The sequence below is a fragment of the Streptomyces sp. NPDC005402 genome, from assembly GCF_040606575.1.
Classification (GTDB): Bacteria; Actinomycetota; Actinomycetes; order Streptomycetales; family Streptomycetaceae; genus Streptomyces.
Genome location: NZ_JBEXFB010000029.1, coordinates 58,963 through 74,501 on the forward strand (window position 1 = coordinate 58,963; position 15,539 = coordinate 74,501).

16 protein-coding genes and 1 pseudogene are annotated in these 15,539 nt (G+C 71.1%); 10 read left to right on the forward strand and 7 right to left on the reverse strand.

All coding sequences use genetic code 11. The features are described from left to right. The first annotated feature begins 41 nt into the window (after positions 1 to 41). Entirely contained in the window at positions 42 to 587 is a 546-nt protein-coding gene (gene def / locus ABZT02_RS38775; protein ID WP_356026479.1) for a peptide deformylase, read from the forward strand. 65 nt (positions 588 to 652) lie between these two features. Here def and ABZT02_RS38780 read toward each other — a convergent pair whose 3' ends face one another. Next, positions 653 to 1,297, reverse strand: coding sequence for a TetR family transcriptional regulator (locus ABZT02_RS38780; RefSeq protein ID WP_356026481.1), 645 nt, complete (start codon positions 1,295 to 1,297; stop codon positions 653 to 655). Positions 1,298 to 1,469: 172 nt separating this feature from the next. Between ABZT02_RS38780 and ABZT02_RS38785 the strand changes: the two genes are divergently transcribed. Further along, entirely contained in the window at positions 1,470 to 2,696 is a 1,227-nt protein-coding gene (locus ABZT02_RS38785) for an acyl-CoA dehydrogenase family protein (protein WP_306984885.1), read from the forward strand. 77 nt (positions 2,697 to 2,773) lie between these two features. Here ABZT02_RS38785 and ABZT02_RS38790 read toward each other — a convergent pair whose 3' ends face one another. The 5 genes from ABZT02_RS38790 to ABZT02_RS38810 all read right to left on the reverse strand — a co-directional run bounded on the left by ABZT02_RS38790 (position 2,774) and on the right by ABZT02_RS38810 (position 7,463). Next, complete coding sequence (locus ABZT02_RS38790; RefSeq protein WP_355752358.1) at positions 2,774 to 3,010, reverse strand: DUF6213 family protein; 237 nt, start codon at positions 3,008 to 3,010, stop codon at positions 2,774 to 2,776. Between the two features lie 25 nt (positions 3,011 to 3,035). After that, the gene (locus ABZT02_RS38795; protein WP_356026484.1) at positions 3,036 to 4,421 is read right to left on the reverse strand and encodes an NADP-dependent succinic semialdehyde dehydrogenase; all 1,386 of its coding nucleotides are present in this window, start codon (positions 4,419 to 4,421) and stop codon (positions 3,036 to 3,038) included. A 71-nt stretch (positions 4,422 to 4,492) separates the two neighbouring features. Further along, positions 4,493 to 4,951, reverse strand: a complete 459-nt coding sequence (locus ABZT02_RS38800) for an NUDIX domain-containing protein (protein ID WP_356026487.1) — start codon at positions 4,949 to 4,951, stop codon at positions 4,493 to 4,495. Next, positions 4,948 to 6,486: an ATP-dependent DNA ligase gene (locus ABZT02_RS38805; RefSeq protein ID WP_356026489.1), complete on the reverse strand. Its 1,539-nt coding sequence runs from the start codon at positions 6,484 to 6,486 to the stop codon at positions 4,948 to 4,950. Before ABZT02_RS38805 ends, ABZT02_RS38800 begins: the two co-directional genes overlap by 4 nt. A gap of 29 nt (positions 6,487 to 6,515) precedes the next feature. Next, entirely contained in the window at positions 6,516 to 7,463 is a 948-nt protein-coding gene (locus ABZT02_RS38810) for an NAD(P)/FAD-dependent oxidoreductase (RefSeq protein WP_356026491.1), read from the reverse strand. Positions 7,464 to 7,527: 64 nt separating this feature from the next. Here ABZT02_RS38810 and ABZT02_RS38815 point away from each other — a divergent pair, with 64 nt between their 5' ends. The 5 genes and pseudogenes from ABZT02_RS38815 (at position 7,528) to ABZT02_RS38835 (ending at position 11,518) form a co-directional block, all read left to right on the forward strand. Then, positions 7,528 to 8,100, forward strand: coding sequence for an XRE family transcriptional regulator (locus ABZT02_RS38815; protein ID WP_356026493.1), 573 nt, complete (start codon positions 7,528 to 7,530; stop codon positions 8,098 to 8,100). Between the two features lie 92 nt (positions 8,101 to 8,192). Continuing rightward, on the forward strand, positions 8,193 to 9,857 hold the full coding sequence (locus ABZT02_RS38820) for a phospholipid carrier-dependent glycosyltransferase (protein WP_356026496.1): 1,665 nt from the start codon (positions 8,193 to 8,195) through the stop codon (positions 9,855 to 9,857). Between the two features lie 61 nt (positions 9,858 to 9,918). Beyond that, entirely contained in the window at positions 9,919 to 10,755 is an 837-nt protein-coding gene (locus tag ABZT02_RS38825; protein ID WP_356026498.1) for a prephenate dehydratase, read from the forward strand. Between the two features lie 83 nt (positions 10,756 to 10,838). Continuing rightward, positions 10,839 to 11,195, forward strand: a pseudogene (locus ABZT02_RS38830) (aldehyde dehydrogenase family protein); the annotation flags it as partial. A gap of 131 nt (positions 11,196 to 11,326) precedes the next feature. Then, positions 11,327 to 11,518 (forward strand): hypothetical protein, encoded by a 192-nt coding sequence (locus tag ABZT02_RS38835; protein WP_356026500.1) that lies wholly within the window; start codon positions 11,327 to 11,329, stop codon positions 11,516 to 11,518. A 49-nt stretch (positions 11,519 to 11,567) separates the two neighbouring features. Here ABZT02_RS38835 and ABZT02_RS38840 read toward each other — a convergent pair whose 3' ends face one another. Then, positions 11,568 to 12,041: a DNA starvation/stationary phase protection protein gene (locus ABZT02_RS38840; RefSeq protein ID WP_356026503.1), complete on the reverse strand. Its 474-nt coding sequence runs from the start codon at positions 12,039 to 12,041 to the stop codon at positions 11,568 to 11,570. A gap of 234 nt (positions 12,042 to 12,275) precedes the next feature. Between ABZT02_RS38840 and ABZT02_RS38845 the strand changes: the two genes are divergently transcribed. From ABZT02_RS38845 to ABZT02_RS38855, 3 genes are read left to right on the forward strand one after another with little or no spacing between them, the layout of a single operon-like run. Then, positions 12,276 to 13,244, forward strand: coding sequence for an NADPH:quinone oxidoreductase family protein (locus ABZT02_RS38845; RefSeq protein WP_356026506.1), 969 nt, complete (start codon positions 12,276 to 12,278; stop codon positions 13,242 to 13,244). Further along, positions 13,241 to 14,422, forward strand: coding sequence for an acyl-CoA dehydrogenase family protein (locus ABZT02_RS38850; protein ID WP_356026508.1), 1,182 nt, complete (start codon positions 13,241 to 13,243; stop codon positions 14,420 to 14,422). Before ABZT02_RS38845 ends, ABZT02_RS38850 begins: the two co-directional genes overlap by 4 nt. Continuing rightward, complete coding sequence (locus ABZT02_RS38855) at positions 14,419 to 15,501, forward strand: acyl-CoA dehydrogenase family protein (protein ID WP_356026510.1); 1,083 nt, start codon at positions 14,419 to 14,421, stop codon at positions 15,499 to 15,501. The genes ABZT02_RS38850 and ABZT02_RS38855 overlap by 4 nt, the downstream gene beginning before the upstream one ends. The last annotated feature ends 38 nt before the right edge of the window (positions 15,502 to 15,539 follow it).

The window sequence follows — 15,539 nt, forward strand, 5'->3', positions numbered from 1 at the left end:
GAGATCCTTAGGCACTCCCGAATCGCCGTACCCTTGCGGCCATGCGAAACGGCTCCATTCCGGGCACCCGTGGCCGGGTCCGGCCCCTCACCCTGCTCGGCAGCCCCGTGCTGCACGAACCCTGCGGGGAGGTATCGGACTTCGGTCCGGAACTGGCGACTCTCGTGGAGGACCTGTTCGCGACGATGTACGCGTACGAGGGGGTGGGCCTCGCGGCGAACCAAGTGGGCGTCCCCCTGAGCGTGTTCGTGTACGACTGCCCGGACGACGAGGAAGTCCGCCATCTCGGCCACGTGGTGAACCCACGGCTGGTGGAGGCGGACGGCCTGGTGCTGCGGGGCCCGGAGGGCTGCCTGTCGCTGCCGGGTCTGGAGGCGGGGGTGGAACGCCACGACCACGCGGTGGTGGAGGGTTTCACGATGACGGGGGAGCCGATCACGATCCACGGCACGGGATTCTTCGCAAGGTGCCTGCAACATGAGTGTGATCACCTGGACGGCAAGATCTACGCGGACCGGGTGGAGGGCCGACGCCATCGGCGGTTGATGCGACAAGTGGCCCGGACTTCTTGGCGCAGAGGTAGCTGAACCTGCTCAGGGGCGCGGGGAACTGCGCGACCAGCCCCCACGAACCCGCAGCCGACCGACAACCGTCAGAACCCCGGCCCCCCCACCTTGTCCCCCGCGGCCGCCAGCCGTCCCCACAACAGGTCGGCCAGACTCCGCACCAACTCCGCCCGCGGACAAGGCCGTTCCCCCAGCCACCAGTCTCCCGCCGCGTACATCATCCCGACGATCCCGTGCCCCCACACCCGGGCCAGCAACTGACTCCCGGGCCCGAGGTCCAGCCGGTCCTCGATGACCTGCCCCAACTCCTCGCCCATCCTGCGCAGCAAGGGCGCGGAATGCTGACCGACATCGAAGCCCTGATCCCCGACCTGGCTCCCTTCGGCGGGATGCATCAGGAACCGGTACACCTGGGGCCGGGCCTCGATCGCGGCCAGGTAGGTGTCCAAGGTGGCCTCGACCCGCTCACGCCGGTCCGCCGGGGCATCCAGCGCCGCCCGCAGGGAGTCCAGCAGGGCGTCGGTGTGCCGCTTGGCGAGCGCGGCGTAGAGTCCTCCCTTGTCACCGAAGTGCCGGTACAGGATCGGCTTGGTGATGCCGGCTTCCGCGGCGATGGCGTTCATCGAGGCCTGCGGGCCATCGCGCAGCACCACTCTGTCCGCGGCCTCCAGCAGCTCGCGCCGACGGCGGTCGGCGGACCGCTGCTGATCGGTCCGCTGTGTGGTGTCCATGAGCTCTCCCCACCCGTGCTGAATCGGTAACGCCTGCGCAAACTAACACCCGACAGGCGGTTGACATCGAACAGGCTGCTGACTGGTCATCGGGAGTTGACTTTTCCTACCCGTGGGTAACACACTCGGGTTACCGCAAGTAACATGCACGTGCGTCGCCGCTGGAGGGGACATGGCCGAGTTCACCATGGAGCTCAACGACGAACAGAAGGAGGTCCGGGACTGGCTGCACGGCTTCGCGGCCGACGTCATCCGCCCCGCGGCCGCCGAATGGGACGAGCGTGAGGAGACTCCCTGGCCGGTCATCCAGGAGGCCGCGAAGGTAGGCATCTACTCCCTCGACTTCTACGCCCAGCAGTACTTCGACCCCACCGGGCTCGGTATCCCGATGGCGATGGAGGAGCTGTTCTGGGGCGACGCGGGCATCGCCCTGTCGATCGTAGGCACCGGTCTCGCCGCTGTCGGCGTTCTCGCCAACGGAACCGAGGAACAGATCGGCACCTGGATCCCCCAGATGTACGGCGACGCGAACGATGTCAAGGTCGCCGCGTTCTGCTCGTCCGAGCCGGACGCCGGTTCCGACGTGGCCTCCATGCGCACGCGTGCCGTCTACGACGAGGCCAAGGACGAGTGGGTGCTCAACGGCACGAAGACCTGGGCGACCAACGGCGGTATCGCCAACGTCCACGTCGTCGTCGCGGTCGTCGACCCGGAGCTCGGCTCCAAGGGCCACGCGTCCTTCATCGTGCCGCCGAACACACCGGGGCTGTCCCAGGGCCAGAAGTTCAAGAAGCACGGCATCCGCGCCTCGCACACGGCCGAGGTCGTGCTGGAGAACGTCCGGGTGCCCGGCTCCTGCCTCCTCGGCGGCAAGGAGAAGCTCGACCAGCGCCTCGCCCGGGCCCGGGAGCGGGCGAAGACCGGCGGGGAGCGGGTGAAGAACGCGGCGATGGCCACGTTCGAGGCCTCCCGGCCCGCCGTGGGCGCCATGGCCGTGGGCACCGCCCGGGCCGCGTACGAGGTCGCCCTCGACTACGCCAAGACGCGGGAGCAGTTCGGGCGCCCGATCATCGACAACCAGGGTGTGGCCTTCCAGCTCGCCGACATGCGGACCTCCATCGACGCGGCCCGTCTGCTGGTCTGGCGTGCCTCCTGGATGGCGATCAACGGAAAGCAGTTCACCGCCGCCGAGGGCTCGATGTCCAAGCTGTTCGCGAGTGAGACGGCGAAGAAGGTCACGGCGCAGGCGGTCCAGATCCTCGGCGGCAACGGCTACACGCGGGAGTACCCGGTGGAGCGCATGCACCGCGACGCGGCGATCTACACGATCTTCGAGGGCACCAGCGAGATCCAGCGCCTGGTCATCGCCCGGACCCTGTCCGGCATGTCCATCCGCTGACGAAGTCCGAAGAACACGTCTTCGCCGACCCGTCGGTCGGGTCGGCGAAGACGCGCACGGCAGCGAACGAGCAGCCCTTACGGCGCCCCACCGCTACTGTGCGCAATGCACGCCACATCGATCCGGTCGGCGAGCTTCGCCAGCTCGATCGTCAGCGCGGCGACCGTATCCTCGTCCAGCCCCTCCGTCCCGGCCTCGACCAGGTGCAGCCACCGCCCGCCGAGACTGCGGAGCAGCTTGCTCACGTCGGCGGCGGCGACTTGCAGGGTGCCGCGGTCATCGACGATCAGAGGCAGAGTCACTTCGCGGTTCACACCCGGGATGTTAGCCGCGCAAGTGTCACGCTCCGTGCCAAACCGTCGTGATGTTGCAGAACTCCCTGATTCCGTGCCCGGACAGCTCACGCCCGTACCCGGACCGCTTCACCCCGCCGAACGGGAACGCCGGATGCGAGGCGGTCATCCCGTTGACGTACACCCCGCCGGCCTCCAGATCCCGTACGAACCGGTCGACCTCGGCCTCGTCCCGGGTCCAGACGTTGGAACTCAGCCCGAACGCCGAGTCGTTGGCGATCAGCACGGCCTCGTCGAGGTCGGCCGCCCGGTACAGCGTGGCCACCGGACCGAAGGTCTCCTCGCGGTGGATGCGCATCTCACGGGTCACGTCCGCGATGACGGTCGGCGGGTAGTACCAGCCCGGCCCGTCGGGCCGTTCCCCGCCGCACAGCACGCTCGCCCCGCTGCGCCTGGCGTCGTCGACCAGCTCCTCCAGGTCGGACCGTCCCTGCTCGCTCGACAGCGGCCCGACCTCCGTGTCCTCCTCCAGCGGGTCGCCCACCTTGAGGGCCTTCATGCCCTCGACGAACCGCTCGGCGAACCGGTCGTAGACGTCCGCGTGCACGATGAACCGCTTGGCGGCGATACAGGACTGTCCGTTGTTCTGCACACGCGCGGTCACCGCGATCTCGGCGGCCCGGTCGACGTCCGCGGACGGCATCACGATGTACGGGTCGCTGCCGCCGAGCTCCAGCACGGTCTTCTTCACCATGTTCCCGGCGGTGGAGGCCACGGCCCGCCCCGCGGGCTCACTCCCCGTGAGCGTGGCCGCCTTGACCCGTTCGTCGCGCAGGATGTCGTCGATGGCGCCGGACCCGACGAGCAGCGTCTGGAAGCAGCCCTCCGAGTAGCCCGCCTGATGGAAGAGGTCCTCCAGGAACAGGGCGGTCTGCGGCACGTTCGAGGCGTGCTTGAGCAGGCCGACGTTGCCCGCCATCAGCGCGGGCGCGGCGAAGCGCACCACCTGCCACAGCGGGAAGTTCCACGGCATCACCGCGAGCACGGGCCCGAGCGGCCGGTAGCGGACCAGGGCGCGGGAGGCACCGGAGTCCTTGACGTCGTGCTCGGCGGGCTCCTCGTCGGCCAGCAGAGACTCCGCGCGCTCGGCGTACCAGCGCATGGCCTTGGCGCACTTGGCGGCCTCCGCGCGGGCCTGCTTGACCGGCTTGCCCATCTCGGTCGTCATCACCCGGGCGATGTCCTGCTGTCCCTCGTCGAGGAGCTCGGCGGCCCGGTTCAGAAGACGGGCGCGCTCCGCGAAGGACGTCATGCGGTACGTGCGGAACGTCGCCTCCGCGAGCTGGAGCCTGCGCTCGATCTCCTCCTCGCCCATGGCCTCGTACGTCTTGAGCGTCTCGCCGTTCGCCGGGTTCACCGTCGCGATGGGCATGACCGACCTCCTGAAGAGCTGACTGTGCTTCGACCTTCCCGCGCGTCGGGGGCGACCGCAACGCGTGGACGTCAGGCCGAGTGCTCAGCCAGCCGGTCGAGAAACGCGGCCTGCGCCTTCACGATCACGGCCCGGGCCCGGTCCAGGCCGAACCACTCGACGCGGTCCAGCTCGGGGAATTCCTGTGTCCGACCCGACTTCGGCGGCCACTCCATGGTGAACACCCCCGGAACCACGGTGGCCGGATCGAGGTCCGCATTGATCGCCCACACGGTGACGACCTTGCCGTTCGTCTGCCGCACCTCGCCCAGAGGTACGGCCTCCCCGTCGGGCGGCGGCAGCCCGAGCTCCTCCTGGAACTCCCGGCGGGCCGCGTCCCAGGCGGGCTCCCCGGGTTCGTACTCGCCCTTCGGAACCGTCCAGGCCCCGGCGTCCCGCCGCGCGAAGAACGGACCGCCCATATGGCCCAGCAACACCTCCAGGCCGTTCCCGGTGTGCCGGAACAGCAGCAGGCCCGCGCTCGTCCTCACGGCCTCACCCCGGGATGCGCGGCCAGCAGCGTCTCGACCGTGTCGGCGTCCTCGGGGCGCTTGTCCTCGCGGTAGCGGACCACGCGGGCGAAGCGGAGGGTGACACCGGCCGGGTAGCGGGTCGACCGCTGGAGGCCGTCGTAGGCGATCTCGACGACGAGTTCGGGCCGTACGGTCACCACGTAACCGCTGCTCTCCACCGCCAACTCCTGGAGCCGCTCGGTCTGCCAGGTGAGCATCGCGTCGGTCATGCCCTTGAAGGTCTTGCCGAGCATGGCGAAGCCGCCGTCGGCCGTGCGGGCGCCGAGGTGCAGGTTGGAGAGCTTGCCGGTGCGGCGGCCGTGGCCCCACTCGGCGGCCAGCACCACCAGGTCGAGGGTGTGCACGGGCTTGACCTTCAGCCAGGACGCGCCGCGCCGGCCCGCGCTGTACGGGGCGTCGAGGGACTTCACGACGACGCCCTCGTGGCCGCGCTCCAGGGTCTCGGCGAGGAAGGCCTCGGCCGCTTCCATGTCCTCGGGCCCGGACACCAGTGTGCGCCGGACCCGCATCGGCTCGGGCACCAGCCGGGCCAGTTCCGCGTGCCGTTCGGCGAAGGGCAGGTCGAGGAGGTCGCGGTCGTCGACGGACAGGGCGTCGAAGAAGACGGGGGAGACGGGGACCGCCTCGGCGGCCGTCGACACGTCCACCCGGGAGCCGACCCGGCCCGCGGTCTCCTGGAAGGAACGGGGACGCCCGTCGCCGTCGAAGGCGATCACCTCGCCGTCCAGGATGAACCGCTCACCCCTCAACTCCAGTGCGGCAGCCGTCAGTTCGGGCAGCCGGTCGGTGATGTCGTCGAGGGTGCGGGTGTACAGCCGTACGACATCGCCGTCCCGGTGGATCTGGACGCGGATGCCGTCCAGCTTCTCCTCGACCGCGCAGGTGCCGAGCTTCTCGACCGCCTCGGCGACCGAGGAGGCGCTGTGCGCCAGCATCGGCAGGACCGGGCGGCCGACCGTGAGGCGGAAGCGGTCCAGGGCGGGCGGGCCGTCGGTGAGCAGGGCCTCGGCGACCGTCTGGAGGGAGCCCGCGAGCATCACGGCACGGCGTACCTCGGCGGGAGGTGCCTGCGTCGCCTGGGCGAGCCCCTCCGTGGCGACCGCGTCCAGCGCGCCCTGCCGTACCTCTCCGCTGATCAGCCCGAACAGGAACCGCTGCTCGCCCTCGGTGGCCGCGCCCAGCAACTCCCCGACCAGCCGGGCGCGTTCGGCCTGCGAGCCCGCGCCCGCGACCTTGCCCAGCTCGCCGAACAGGGCGTCCACCGCGCGTACGGTCAGGGTCGGCTCGGCGGCCGGGGCGACCGGGCGGCTCAGCACCTTCCAGCCGACGCCGAGCCGGCCCTGCGGGAGCCGTCCCGCCAGATACGGGATGACGATCGGGACGTCGTCCGCCTCGGCGTCCCGGAACAACTCGGCGAGGAGCGCGATCTTCTTCGAGCGCGCCGAGGTCGCGGCGACGTCCTGGGACACCTGGGCCAGCCGGGCAAGCAACATGCCTCCAGGGTGTACCGGAGAAGGCCGGTCTACACCCCGGCAGCCGCGTCGAGGTCGCTCATCAGCAGCTCACCGTTGATCGTGGCGGCCGCCCGGTACCCGGCACTCGCCGCGTTGATCACCTGCTCGCCGAAGCCGGCCGCGTTGCCCACGGCGTACACACCGGGCGCGGTCGTCTGCCAGCTCCCGTCGACCACGGGGTAGCTGCCGAAGGGGGTTTCCTGGAACTCCGCGCCGAGCCGCTCCAGCAGGCCGTTCTGCGGGAGGGCCCGGGGTGCGGTGAAGACGACCTCGCGCGCGTGCGTCGTGCCGTCGGCGAGGCGCACGGCGCTGAGGCGGTCGTCGGTGACCACCAGCCCGGCGACCTCGCCCGGCACCACCCGGACACCGGCCGCGGCCAGCCTGCGCAGGTCGTCGTCCGAGAGATCGGACTCGGCGACCGTGTGCAGGAAGAGGGTCACGTCCTTCGACCACTGGGAGACCATCAGCGCCTGGTGCACGCTGAGCGGCGTCGTGGCGAGCACGCCGAAGGCCTGGTCGCGGACCTCCCAGCCGTGGCAGTACGGGCAGTGCAGGACGTCCTTGCCGAAGCGCTCGGCGACGCCGGGCACGTCCGGGAGCTCGTCCGTGAGGCCGGTCGCGACGACCAGGCGACGGGCCCGGACCACGCGTCCGCTCGCCAGGGTCACGGCGAAGCCCGGGGCGACCTCGGTCACCCGGTCCCGGACCAGCTCGACGCCGTATCCCTTGATCTCCTCGCGGCCGACCGCCAGGAACTCGGCGGGTGGCATGCCGTCCCGGGTGAGGAAGCCCTGCATGTGGGCGGCGGGCGCGTTGCGCGGTTCGCCCGCGTCGACGACCAGGGTGCGGCGCCGGGCCCGGCCGAGGACCAGGGCGGCGGACAGACCTGCCGCGCCGCCACCGACAACGATCACTTCATATGTCTCGCCGTATGTCTCGCCGTATGTCTGGGTCATGCCGACACGGTCGCTCCGCGGACGCGGGATTGACAAACAACTTTGCTGATTCTGCAATACGGGTATGAGTACCGACGACGTTCTCGCCGAAGTGGGCCCCAGGCTCAGGAGGCTGCGCAAGGACCGGGAGGTGACCCTCGCGGCCCTCTCGGAGACCACCGGCATCTCCGTGAGCACGCTCTCCCGTCTGGAGTCCGGCCTGCGCAAGCCCAGCCTGGAGCTGCTGCTGCCGATCGCCCAGGCCCACCAGGTGCCGTTGGACGAACTCGTCGGCGCCCCGCCGGTCGGCGATCCCCGGGTGCGCTCCGCGCCGCTCGAACGGCACGGGCGCACCTTCTGGCCGCTCACCCGGCAGCCCGGCGGCCTCCAGGCCTTCAAGGTGCTGGTGCCGCGCCGCGAGGAGGAGCCGGAACTGCGCACCCACGAGGGCTACGAATGGCTGTACGTGCTGGCGGGGCGGCTGCGCGTGGTGCTGGGCGACCACGACGTGGTGATGGCGGCGGGGGAGGCGGCGGAGTTCGACACCCGGGTGCCGCACTGGTTCGGGTCGACGGGGGAGGGGCCGGCGGAGTTCCTCAGTCTGTTCGGCCCGCAGGGGGAGCGGATGCACGTACGGGCGCGGCCCCGGAAGGCGTGAGGCACTGAGACAACCGGCCGACGGGCCAGGTAAGTTCACCGGATGGACGAGATATCGCCCCGGGCGCACTTCGCGGCACGGCAGGTCGCCCGGTGACGAGCAGTGACGTGACCTGTTCCCCCGACGTCGACACCCGGCCGACGGCGGCGCCCCGGGACTGGCAGGAGCGACTGCGCCGGTTCGGCTACACGGCCCGCCCGGTGACGGACCTCCGCGAGCGTCTCGTCCCGCGGTTTCCGAAGCCGTCGGTGTGGGACTGGCTGGGGCCGGTGCTCGTCGCCGTCCTGGCCGGGGCGATCCGCTTCCGGCACCTAGGCCAACCGCGCGCCGTGGTCTTCGACGAGACCTATTACGCCAAGGACGCCTGGTCCCTGCTGCGGCTCGGCTACGAGGGCAGTTGGCCCGACCGCAAGATCGCCGACCCGCAGATCCTCGCCCACCCCCAGGTCGTCCCGCTCTCCGACACCGGGGCGTTCGTCGCCCACCCGCCGACGGGCAAGTGGGTGATCGCCCTCGGCGAGTGGATGTTCGGCCTCACCCCGTTCGGCTGGCGCTTCATGACGGCGGCCCTGGGCACCCTGTCGGTGCTCATCCTGTGCCGTATCGGACGCCGGCTGTTCCGCTCGACCCTGCTGGGCTGCCTGGCCGGCTCGCTGCTGGCGGTGGACGGCCTGCATGTGGTGATGAGCCGTACCGCCCTGCTGGACCTCGTGGTCATGTTCTTCGTCCTGGCGGCGTTCGGCTGCCTGCTGGTCGACCGGGACCATGCCCGGGCCCGGCTCGCGGCCGCCCTGCCGGTCGGCGAGGACGGCCGCGCCCGCCCGGACGCACCCTCCGCCGACCACGCCGGAACCGGACCGCGTCCCTGGCGGCTCGCGGCGGGCGTCCTCCTGGGGCTGGCGGCCTCCACCAAGTGGAACGGCCTGTACATCCTGGTCTTCTTCGTGGTCCTGACCGTGCTGTGGGACGTCGCCTCCCGTCGCGTGGCCGGTTCCGCCCGCCCCTGGTTGGCGGTGCTGAACAAGGATCTCGGCTGGTCCCTCCTGTCCCTGGTGCCGGTCGCCGTGCTGACCTATCTGGCGACCTGGACCGGCTGGTTCCTCTCCGACGACGGCTACGGCCGCCGCTGGGCCGACGGCCGCGGCGGCACCTGGTCGTGGATCCCCGCCCCGCTGCGCAGCCTGTGGCACTACGAGCAAGGGGTGTACCGGTTCAACGTGGGGCAGCACATCCCGCACAAGTACGAGTCCAACCCCTGGAGCTGGCTGGTGCAGGGCCGCCCCGTGCTGTTCGACTACCAGTCGCCGCAGCCCGGCCAGGACGGCTGCAGCACGGCGGTCGACTGCTCCCGGACGGTCCTCGCCCTCGGGACCCCGCTCCTGTGGTGGTCGGCGTGCGCCGCCCTGCTCTACCTGCTCTACCGCTGGGCCCTGCGCAGCGACTGGCGGGCCGGTGCCGTGCTGTGCGCGGTGGGCGCCGGTTACCTGCCGTGGTTCCTGTACCAGGACCGCACGATCTTCTCCTTCTACGCCGTCGTCTTCGTGCCCTACCTCTGTCTGGCCGTCACGATGATGCTGGGCGCGATGCTCGGCCCACCGGGAGCGGATCGCCGACGGCGCACCCGAGGCGCGGTGGCCGCGGGCACCCTCGTCCTGCTCATCGCCTGGAACTTCGTCTACTTCTTCCCGCTCTACACCGGGGAGACCATCCCGTACGCCGACTGGCACGCCAGGATGTGGCTGGACACCTGGATCTGAGACCGGCCGTTCCTGGTACGTTACGGAGCTTCTGCCGCCCGACGACAAGAGACCGAGCCCAGTGACGACCGTCGCTTACCAAGGTGAACCCGGATCCAACTCGGCGACCGCCGCGCACACCCTGTACCCCGGGTGCGCCGAGCAGCCCTGCACGGGTTTCGAGCAGGCGCTGGACGCGGTGACGCTCGGCACCGCCGACGTCGCGGTGATCCCGGTGGACAACTCCGCGGCCGGCCGGGTGGCGGACGTACACCATCTGCTGCCCGAGTCGGGGCTGTTCATCATCGCCGAGCACTTCCTCGCCATCCGCTTCGACCTGATGGGCGTGCCCGGGGCGACACCGGACCAGGTGGAGTGCGTACGCAGCCATGTGCACGCGCTCGGACAGTGCCGCAAGGTGCTGCGGGAGGGCGGCTGGCGCACCCTCGTCACCGACGACACGGCCGGAGCGGCGCGCGAGGTGGCGGAGCTGGCGGATCCGCGGCACGCGGCGCTCGCACCGCCCGCCGCGGCCGGGCTGTACGGCCTCGACGTGCTGCGCCCCGGGGTCGAGGACGACCCCGACAACACCACCCGGTTCGTCGTCCTGTCCCGGGAGCCCGTCGTGGCCCCGGACACCGGGGAGCCGACGATGACGAGCCTGTTCTTCTCCGTGCGCAACATCCCCAGCGCGCTCTTCAAGGCGCTCGGCGGGTTCGCCACCAGCGGGGTGAACCTCACGAAGATCGAGAGCTACCAGATCGGCGCCGGGCTCAACGCCAGCCGCTTCTACGTCGAGATCGAGGGCCACCCCGACGAGCGGCATGTCGCGCTCGCCCTGCACGAACTGCGGTTCTTCTCCACCGAGGTACGCATCCTCGGTGTGTACCCGGCCCATCCGCACCGGCTGGAGCACTGACACCGTCGCCGTGTCAGGACGCGCCGAGGCCGTTCAGCAGGGTGTCGACGACGACGTCCGGCGCCTGCGCCGGGCTCAGCCGCCTGGAGAAGGGCAACTACGTCACCCCCACCGTCTTCGCCGACGTCGACAACTCCATGCGCGTCGCACAGGAGGAGATCTTCGGGCCGGTCCTGGTCGTCATCGCCTAGGACAACGAGGACGAGGCCGTCCGTATCGCCAACGACTCGGAGTACGGCCTGTCCGGCGGTGTCTGGTCCGCCGACGAGGCCCACGCCCTGGCGGTGGCCCGCCGCATCCGCACCGGCACCGTCACGGTCAACGGTGCCTCGGTGACCTTCGACGGGCCGTTCGGTGGTTTCAAGTCGAGCGGGATCGGGCGCGAGTACGGGGCGGTCGGCCTCGGCGGCTACACGGAGTACAAGACCATCACCGTCTGACCCCGGTGCTCGCTCATCGCGATGGTGCGCCCTTGTTTCGTCACCCCCTTGACAGGTGACGCATCGGACGTGAATGCTGGGCATCGCCCAAGGCGACGAGCAGGGCACGGTCCACGAAGGGGAGAGCGGTCATGAGCAAGGACCTCACCACGGACACCGGCACGGCAACGCGCCACGCGCGCTTCGGCAGGCTCCCCGAACGCATCCGCTTCGAGGACATGACCGAAGAGGTGAAGGCCGCGCCCGGCGCCGGGGCGAACGCGTACGACCCCGCGGGCAACTGGAAGTACTACTCGTGCCTGGCCCTGGATCTGGGGCTGTAAGGGGCCAAAGTTCGTTGCGTCACCTGTCTGAGAGGTAACTGCTGGAGGTTCAGCCCTGGTGCTCGGCCTGGAACATCCAGCTCTGCTTCTCCAGGGCGGCGGTGAGGCCGATCAGCAGGTCCTGGGTCACGGCGTCCGCCGGGCCGGTCCGCTCGATGCGTTCGCGGACCCGCTCGACCACCGCGGAGAAGGCCTGCACCAGCGCGCCGACGGCGTCCACGTCCTTCGTCCAACCGGGTGAGAACTCCGGCACCCCGCTGGTGGCCGCGACGGTCGCGGCCCGTCCGTCCGGGCTGACCCCCAGCGCCGCGGCGCGCTCGGCCACCGTGTCGGCGTACTCGCGGGCGGTGGTGACCACCTCGTCGAGCTGGAGGTGGATGGAACGGAAGCGCGGCCCGTACAGGTTCCAGTGCGCCTGCTTCGCGACCAGGGAGAGGTCGAGCAGGTCGACCAGGGTCGCCTGGAGGGCGCTTCCGGCGATCTCGCGTTCCTTCTCCGGCAGCGGGCTGTTGATGACCGTCATGTGCGCGGGTCCTTTCCGGGAATCGTCGGCGTCCGCCCTTGTCACCCTGTGCAGGCCACGCCGGTCGCGCAACCGCTGGGCGGCCCGCCTCGGCTGCGCCTCTGTACCGCCCCCCTTTGTGCGGATGCCGACACTTTCCCCGCGGGCTGTTCCCTGATCGGCAAGCGACCGCTTAGTATGCGGAGGACCCCGGTCAGACCCCGGCATGACGACGCAGTCCCGTGGAGGCCCCCCATGCAGGCTTGGCAAGTGCACGAGAACGGTGAGCCGAGCGAGGTGATGCGCCTCGCGGACGTGGCGCAGCCGGTGCCCGGCGACGGCCAGGTCCTGCTGAAGGTGCGTGCCGCGAACATCAACTTCCCGGACGTGCTGATGTGCCGCGGCCACTACCAGGTCCGTCCGCCGCTGCCCTTCACGCCGGGCGTGGAGATCTGCGGCGAGACCGAGGACGGACGGCGCGTGATCGCCAACCCCGTGCTGCCGTACGGCGGTTTCGCCGAGTACGCCGTCGCGGACGCCGCCGCTCTGCTGTCCGCGCCGGACTCGCTGGACGACGCCGAGGCCGCCGCGCTGCACATCGGCTACCAGACGGGCTGGTTCGGCCTGCACCGGCGGGCCCACCTGGAAGCCGGTGAGACGCTGCTCGTCCACGCTGCCGCCGGAGGGGTCGGCAGCGCGGCCGTGCAGCTCGGGAAGGCGGCCGGGGCCACCGTCATCGGTGTCGTCGGCGGTGCCGAAAAGGCCGTCGTGGCCCGGGAGCTGGGCTGTGACGTGGTGATCGACCGGCGCAGCGAGGACGTCGTCGCCGCTGTGAAGGAGGCCACCGGGGGCCGGGGCGCGGACGTGATCTACGACCCGGTGGGCGGCGACGCCTACACGCAGTCGACCAAGGTCGTCGCCTTCGAGGGGCGGATCGTGGTCGTCGGCTTCGCCAGTGGGACCATCCCCAGTCCCGGCCTCAACCACGCCCTGGTGAAGAACTACGCGATCCTGGGTCTGCACTGGGGTCTGTACAACACCAAGAACCCGAAGCTGGTCCAGCACTGCCACGAGCAGCTGACCGAACTGGCCGCCCGGGGCGCGATCAAGCCGCTGGTGAGCGAGCGGGTGCCGCTGTCCGGCGCCGCGGACGCCGTGCAGCGCCTCGGTGACGGCGTGACCACCGGCCGGATCGCCGTCGTACCCACGGGAGCGCAGGCATGATCGACGCAGCCGAACTCCAGCGCCGCACCGCCGAGTTGCTGGCCGCACACCCGCCGGCGACCACGGACCGGCGGGACTTCCTCAAGGCCCGCTTCGACGCGGGGCTCGCCTGGGTGCACTATCCGGAAGGCCTCGGCGGACTGAACGCGCCCCGTTCCCTCCAGGTCGTCGTGGACGCCGAGTTGGAGGCCGCGGGTGCTCCCGACAACGACCCGCGGCGCAACGGCATCGGCCTCGGCATGGCCGCGCCGACGATCCTCAGGTACGGCACCGAGGAGCAGAAGCAGCGCTATCTGCGGCCGCTGTGGGTGGGGGAGGAGGTCTGGTGCCAGCTGTTCAGCGAGCCCGGCGCCGGATCCGACCTCGCCGCGCTCGGCACCCGCGCCGTCCGCGAGGGCGACGGCTGGGTGGTCAACGGGCAGAAGGTGTGGACGTCCGGCGCCCACAACTCCCGCTGGGCCATCCTCATCGCCCGCACCGACCCGGACGTGCCCAAGCACGCGGGCATCACCTACTTCATCTGCGACATGACCGACCCCGGCGTCGACGTCCGCCCGCTGCGGCAGATCACCGGCGAGGCCGAGTTCAACGAGGTCTTCCTCACCGACGTCCGCATCCCCGACTCCCGCCGCCTCGGCGAGGTCGGCGACGGCTGGCGGGTCGCGCAGACCACGCTGAACAACGAGCGCGTCGCCATCGGCGGCATGCGGCTGCCCCGCGAGGGCGGCATGATCGGCCCGGTCTCCAAGACCTGGCGCGAGCGCCCCGAACTGCGCACCCAGGACCTGCACCAGCGGCTGCTGAAGCTCTGGGTCGACTCCGAGGTCGCCCGCCTCACCGCCGAGCGCCTGCGCCAGCAGCTCGTCGCCGGACAGCCGGGACCCGAGGGCGCCGGCATGAAGCTCGCCTTCGCCCGCCTCAACCAGGAGATCAGCGGCCTGGAGGTCGAACTCCGCGGCGAGGAGGGCCTGCTGTACGACGACTGGACCATGCGCCGCCCCGAGCTGGTGGACTTCACCGGCCGCGACGCCGGCTACCGCTACCTGCGTTCCAAGGGCAACAGCATCGAGGGCGGGACCAGCGAGGTCCTGCTGAACATCGTCGCCGAGCGCGTCCTGGGCCTCCCGGCCGAGCCGCGTACCGACAAGGACGTCGCGTGGAAGGACCTGGCCCGATGAGCGCACAGCCCGATCTGCTGTACTCGGAGGAGGAAGAGGCGCTGCGGGCCGCCGTACGGGACCTGCTCGCCGACCACTGCGACGCGCCGGGCGTGATCGCCCGCACCGAGTCGGACACCCCGTACGACCTCGCGGCCTGGAAGGCCCTCGCCGACGGCATGGGCCTCGCGGGGCTCCTGGTGCCGGAGGACAAGGGCGGCCAGGGCGCCTCGCACCGCGAAGTCGCGGTCGTCCTGGAGGAGTTGGGCCGAGCTGTCGCTCCCGTGCCCTACCTCACCAGTGCGGTCGTCGCCACCGAGGCCCTGCTCGCCTGCGACGCCGACGACCTCCTCGCCGAGCTCGCGTCCGGGCGCAGGATCGGCGCCCTCGCCGTCGCGCTGAACGTCGCGCCGGGCGGCGCCTACAAGGTCGTACGCCACGAAGGCGGGGCCCTGCACGGGGAGTTGACCGCGATCGCGGACGCTCGGGCGGCCGACGTGCTGCTCGTGCCCGCGGACGACGGGGGGCTGTACGCGGTGGACGCCTCCTCCGCGACCGTCACCCCGCAGGTCTCCTTCGACCTGACCCGACCGCTCGCGACCGTCACCCTCGACGGAGCTCCGGGCCGCCTGCTGGGCGACGCCGAAGTCGCCGTGCCCCGCGCGCTGCGGGCCGGGGCCGGACTGCTCGCCTCCGAACAACTCGGGCTCGCCGAATGGACGTTGACCGAGACCGTGCGCTACCTCAAGGAGCGCAAGCAGTTCAACCGGCCCGTCGGTGGCTTCCAGGCGCTCAAGCACCGGCTCGCCCAGCTGTGGCTGGAGGTCGTCAATCTCCGTGCCGCCGCCCGCAACGCGGCCGACGCGCTGGCCACCGGTGAGGACGCCGACGTGGCGGTCGCCGTCGCGCAGGCCTACGCGGCGTCCGTGGCCGTGCACGCCGCCGAGGAGGCGCTCCAGCTGCACGCCGGCATCGGCATGACGTGGGAGCACCCGATCCACCTGTATCTCAAGCGGGCCAAGGCCGACTCGATCGCCTACGGCTCGGCGGGCGCGCATCGCGCCCGGTTGGCCGAACTCGTCGACCTGCAGGCGCCTTGAGCATCGCCCGGTGAACGCCGGTGAAGCCCGCCCCACCT

What these genes read in the sequence shown, in the direction of transcription:
- ABZT02_RS38795 (WP_356026484.1), bottom strand. Translation starts at nt 4,421, where the DNA reads ATGCCCATCGCGACGGTGAACCCGGCGAACGGCGAGACGCTCAAGACG.
- ABZT02_RS38815 (WP_356026493.1), top strand. Translation starts at nt 7,528, where the DNA reads ATGAGTACCGACGACGTTCTCGCCGAAGTGGGCCCCAGGCTCAGGAGG.
- ABZT02_RS38850 (WP_356026508.1), top strand. Translation starts at nt 13,241, where the DNA reads ATGATCGACGCAGCCGAACTCCAGCGCCGCACCGCCGAGTTGCTGGCC.
- ABZT02_RS38835 (WP_356026500.1), top strand. Translation starts at nt 11,327, where the DNA reads ATGAGCAAGGACCTCACCACGGACACCGGCACGGCAACGCGCCACGCG.
- ABZT02_RS38855 (WP_356026510.1), top strand. Translation starts at nt 14,419, where the DNA reads ATGAGCGCACAGCCCGATCTGCTGTACTCGGAGGAGGAAGAGGCGCTG.
- ABZT02_RS38805 (WP_356026489.1), bottom strand. Translation starts at nt 6,486, where the DNA reads ATGTTGCTTGCCCGGCTGGCCCAGGTGTCCCAGGACGTCGCCGCGACC.
- def (WP_356026479.1), top strand. Translation starts at nt 42, where the DNA reads ATGCGAAACGGCTCCATTCCGGGCACCCGTGGCCGGGTCCGGCCCCTC.
- ABZT02_RS38780 (WP_356026481.1), bottom strand. Translation starts at nt 1,297, where the DNA reads ATGGACACCACACAGCGGACCGATCAGCAGCGGTCCGCCGACCGCCGT.
- ABZT02_RS38845 (WP_356026506.1), top strand. Translation starts at nt 12,276, where the DNA reads ATGCAGGCTTGGCAAGTGCACGAGAACGGTGAGCCGAGCGAGGTGATG.
- ABZT02_RS38840 (WP_356026503.1), bottom strand. Translation starts at nt 12,041, where the DNA reads ATGACGGTCATCAACAGCCCGCTGCCGGAGAAGGAACGCGAGATCGCC.
- ABZT02_RS38785 (WP_306984885.1), top strand. Translation starts at nt 1,470, where the DNA reads ATGGCCGAGTTCACCATGGAGCTCAACGACGAACAGAAGGAGGTCCGG.
- ABZT02_RS38810 (WP_356026491.1), bottom strand. Translation starts at nt 7,463, where the DNA reads ATGACCCAGACATACGGCGAGACATACGGCGAGACATATGAAGTGATC.